The organism is Nocardia veterana NBRC 100344 (assembly GCF_000308855.1).
Lineage (GTDB): Bacteria > Actinomycetota > Actinomycetes > Mycobacteriales > Mycobacteriaceae > Nocardia > Nocardia veterana.
This window is the reverse complement of record NZ_BAGM01000002.1, coordinates 1-4,497: the sequence shown is the minus strand read 5'-3', so window position 1 is coordinate 4,497 and position 4,497 is coordinate 1. Positions and strand designations below refer to the sequence as shown.

The 4,497-nt window shown below is 68.0% G+C and carries 3 protein-coding genes and 1 pseudogene; all 4 read left to right on the top strand.

From position 1 onward, the window contains the following. Positions 1-637: pseudogene (locus ON37_RS00065) on the top strand (serine/threonine protein phosphatase); the annotation flags it as partial. Next, positions 637-2,106 (top strand): FtsW/RodA/SpoVE family cell cycle protein, encoded by a 1,470-nt coding sequence (locus ON37_RS00060; protein WP_040715136.1) that lies wholly within the window; start codon positions 637-639, stop codon positions 2,104-2,106. The pseudogene ON37_RS00065 and the gene ON37_RS00060, both read left to right, overlap by 1 nt. Then, entirely contained in the window at positions 2,103-3,569 is a 1,467-nt protein-coding gene (locus ON37_RS00055; protein ID WP_040715135.1) for a peptidoglycan D,D-transpeptidase FtsI family protein, read from the top strand. Before ON37_RS00060 ends, ON37_RS00055 begins: the two co-directional genes overlap by 4 nt. A gap of 82 nt (positions 3,570-3,651) precedes the next feature. Continuing rightward, positions 3,652-4,497: serine/threonine-protein kinase (locus tag ON37_RS00050; protein ID WP_040715134.1), on the top strand; the 846-nt coding region annotated here is incomplete at its 3' end.

Below are 4,497 nucleotides of genomic sequence, written 5' to 3'. Positions count from 1 at the left end.
CCGGGCGGCCGTGACCGCGGAGCCGCCCGCGCCGGGCAAGAGCCACAAGGGGCGCTGGATCGCCCTCGCGGTGGCCCTGGTCGTGGCCGTCGTGGTCGGACTGGTCGTGGGCTACAAGATGATTCGCAGCAACTACTACGTCGGCGCCGACAACGGCAACGTGGTGATCATGCGCGGCCTGCCCGGATCGGTCCTCGGCTACTCGATTCAGGACGTCGACCAACTGGTGTGTGTCGACCGCCAGAACAAGGTCACCCTGATGCGTCCCGGCGCCGGCTTCCCGAGCGGGTGCAAGCAGCTGCAGGTCGACGATCTGCAGCAGACCGGACGTGACAAGGTCAACAACGGGTTGCTGCCGCCCGGTGGATTCGATTCGGCGCGTGGCCAACTGGAGAAGCTGGCCGCCACCGATCTGCTGCCGGTGTGCGTGAAACCCGCCGCTCCGGTGGCTCCGCCGCCTGCCGAGGGCAGCACCGTGGCGCCCGGCAGCTCGGCCCCGGGTAGTTCCGCGCCCGCGCCGTCGGGCACCCCCGCGCCCAACCCGACCAACGCCCCCGCCCATTCCGAGCAGCCGGCACCCACCACCGCGGCGCCGGCCCCTCAGACTCCGGGGGAGAACTGCAGGAAGGCGGACTGATGTCCGCACCGGCACCGCCGTCCGCTGGAGCGTTCCCCAGTCCACCGGGCGGGTTCGCTCCCGCGCCGCCACCCTCGACCCGCCGCAACGTCGAACTGTTGCTGCTGGGGTTCGCGGTGGTGATCACCACGGTTGCGCTGGTGCTGGTGGAGGCCAGCCAGGATCAGGAAATCACCTGGGATCTGGCCAAATTGGGTTTCGCCTACCTGGGGCTGTTCGGTGTCGCGCATCTGGCCGTGCGGCGGTTCGCGCCCTTCGCCGATCCGCTGCTGTTACCGATCGCGGCGTTGCTCAACGGCTTGGGGCTGGTACTGATCCATCGTCTCGACCTGGCCGACGAGCAGACCGCGATCCACAATTCCTGGCCGATCCCCTCCCCCGACGCCAATCAGCAGGTGCTGTGGACGGCGCTGGGGATCGCGCTGTTCGTCGCGGTGCTGGTACTGCTGCGCGACTATCGGACGCTGGCACGCTACAGCTATACGCTGGGCCTGCTCGGCCTGGTCGCGTTGATGATTCCGGCGCTGCTGCCCGGCAGGTTCTCCGAAACCAACGGCGCCAAGATCTGGATCCGGCTCCCGGGTTTCAGCGTGCAGCCGGGCGAGTTCGCGAAGATTCTGTTGATCATCTTCTTCGCCTCGGTGCTGGTCGCCAAGCGGGATCTGTTCACCGCGGCCGGGCGGCACGTTCTGGGGATGGAGCTGCCGCGCCCCCGGGATCTCGGCCCGATCCTGCTGGTCTGGGCCGCCTGCCTGGTGGTGCTGTTCTTCGAGAAGGATCTCGGCACCTCGCTGCTGATCTTCGCCACCGTGCTGGCGCTGCTCTACATCGCCACCGAACGAGTGGGCTGGCTGATCGTCGGCGCGGGACTACTCGCACTCGGATTCTTCCTCGCCTACAACGCCTTCGGACATGTGCGGGTCCGGGTGTCGACCTGGCTGCATCCGTTCGACGACTACAACAACACCGGCTACCAGATCTCACAATCGCTGTTCGGCCTGGCCACCGGCGGTCTGGCCGGGACCGGCCTCGGCAGTGGGCGCCCCTCCCAGGTGCCGTTCGCCAAGACCGACTTCATCGTCGCCACCATCGGTGAGGAACTGGGGCTGATCGGACTCACCGCCGTGCTCATGCTGTTCGCCGTCTTCGTGGTGCGTGGCCTGCGCACGGCGCTGGCGGTGCGCGACAGCTTCGGCAAACTACTCGCCGCCGGATTGGCGTTCACCATCGCCGTTCAGGTATTCGTGGTGGTGGGTGGCGTCACCAAGCTGATCCCCCTGACCGGCCTCACCACCCCCTTCGTGTCCTACGGCGGCTCCTCGCTGCTCGCCAACTACGCCCTGCTGGCGTTGCTGGTCAAGATCTCCGACGCCGCCCGCGCGCCGGCGCCGCCCCGTCGCCGGGAGGCCGCGCCGATCGCCGAAGCGCAGACCGAGATGATCCGCCCGGAGAAGGGAGAGCCGGCATGAACACCCCGCTCCGCCGGGTCGCGATGGCCGTGATGGTCATGATCGTCGCGCTTCTGCTGAACGCCACCTACGTCCAGGTGATCAAGGCCGACAGCCTGCGCAACGATCCGCGCAACTCCCGGGTCCTGCTCGACGAATACAGCCGTCAGCGCGGCCAGATATCGGCCGGCGGCTCGGTCCTCGCCAGCTCCGTCGCCACCGACGATCGATACAAATATCTGCGCGCCTACCCCACCGATCCGGCCGCCTACGCCCCGGTGACCGGCTTCTACTCGATGCAGTACGGCAGCACCGGCCTGGAGCGTTCCGAGGATTCGGTGCTCAACGGTTCCGACAGCGCCCTGTTCGGGCGTCGCCTGATCGATATGATCTCGGGCCGCGATCCGCGCGGCGGCAACGTGGTGACCACGATCAATCCGGTGATGCAGCAGGTCGCCTACGACCAACTCACCAGCAAGGGTTACACCGGTTCGGTGGTGGCGATCGAGCCCAGCACCGGCCGCATCCTGACCATGGTGTCCACGCCCAGTTACGACCCGAATCAGTTGGCCACCCACGACGGCGCCCGTGCCACCCAGGCTTGGGAATCGCTGAGCGCGGACCCGAGCCAGCCGATGTTGAATCGTGCGGTGTCGCAGACCTATCCGCCGGGTTCGACGTTCAAGGTCGTCGTCGCCGCGGCCGCGCTGTCGATGGGCATCAAGCCCGACGACTCCTTCACCGCCGCACCGAACATCACCCTGCCGGGCACGAACACCACGTTGGAGAACTACAACGGCACCCCGTGCGGCGGGGGCGCGACGGCGACGATGCACGACGCCTTCCGGCTCTCGTGCAACACCGCCTTCGCCGAGATCGGCATGAAGGTCGGGGCGTCGAAGCTGAAGGACGAGGCCGCGGCCTTCGGTATCGGACCGCACTCCGGCATCCCGATCCCGGTCGCCGACAGCACGGTCGGGCCGATTCCGGACAACGCGGCACTCGCACAGACCAGTATCGGACAGCGAGACGTGGCTCTCACCCCGCTCGACGACGCCGTGATCGCGGCTACCGTGGCCAATGGCGGCGTTCGGATGGAACCGCATCTGATCGACCGGACCCAAGGGCCCGATCTGCGCGACCTGTCGACGACCAAACCGGTGTCGGTCGGTCAGGCGATCAGCGCCCCGGTGGCCAGCCAGCTGACCGGGATGATGATCGCGTCGGAGAAGGCCACGGCGGGCGGCAATCAACCGCGGCCGTACCAGATCGCGTCCAAGACCGGCACCGCCGAACACGGCAGCGACCCGCGCAACACCCCGCCGCACGCCTGGTACATCGCGTTCGCCCCGGCGCAGAACCCGAAGATCGCCATCGCGGTCATCGTGGAGAACGGCGGCGACCGCGCACTCGCCGCGACCGGTGGCTCGGTCGCGGCGCCGGTGGCACGGGCGGTGCTCGATGCCGGATTGCAGGGGGGCTGACCACTATGAATGAGCGAGGACCAGGACCCCAGGTGGATATGCAACAACGTCGCGATCAGCGAAGCTACCGACGGGGGCCGCAATGCTGAACAACGGTGCGCTGATCGCCGATCGCTATCGGCTGCAAAGATTGATCGCCACGGGCGGTATGGGTCAGGTCTGGGAGGCGTTGGACACCCGGCTCGACCGCCGCGTGGCGGTGAAGGTGTTGAAGGCCGAATTCTCCGCGGATCCGACGTTCCGGCACCGGTTCAAGACCGAGGCCAAGACCACCGCGCAGCTCAATCACCCGGGTATCGCCGGGGTCTACGACTACGGCGAGACCTACGACCCGCAGGGTGGGGAAACCGCCTATCTGGTGATGGAACTGGTCCAGGGCGAACCGCTCAACGCGGTCCTCAATCGCCTCGGCCGGCTCTCGGTGGGCCAGGGCCTGGACATGCTGGAGCAGACCAGTCGCGCGCTCGAGGTGGCGCATGCGGCTGGTGTGGTGCACCGCGATGTGAAGCCGGGCAACATCCTGGTCACGCCGACCGGCCAGGTGAAGATCACCGACTTCGGCATCGCGAAGGCGGTCGACGCGTCACCGGTCACGAAGACCGGCATGGTGATGGGCACCGCCCAGTACATCGCGCCCGAACAGGCCACCGGTGAGGACGCCACCGCGGCCAGCGACGTGTACTCCCTCGGCGTCGTGGGTTACGAGGCACTGTCGGGCCATCGCCCGTTCTCCGGGGACGGCGCCCTGACCGTCGCGATGAAGCACGTCCGGGAAGCCCCGCCGCCGATGCCCGCCGATCTGCCGCCGAATGTGCGCGAGCTGATCGAGATCACGATGACCAAGGACCCGGCTCGGCGCTATCGCAGCGGTGGCGAGTTCGCCGATGCGGTGGCCGCGGTCCGAGCCGGTCGGCGCCCACCGCCGCCG

Bases quoted from the DNA above. Each gene is read 5' to 3' on its own strand.
- ON37_RS00060 (WP_040715136.1), top strand. From the start codon at position 637: ATGTCCGCACCGGCACCGCCGTCCGCTGGAGCGTTCCCCAGTCCACCG.
- ON37_RS00055 (WP_040715135.1), top strand. From the start codon at position 2,103: ATGAACACCCCGCTCCGCCGGGTCGCGATGGCCGTGATGGTCATGATC.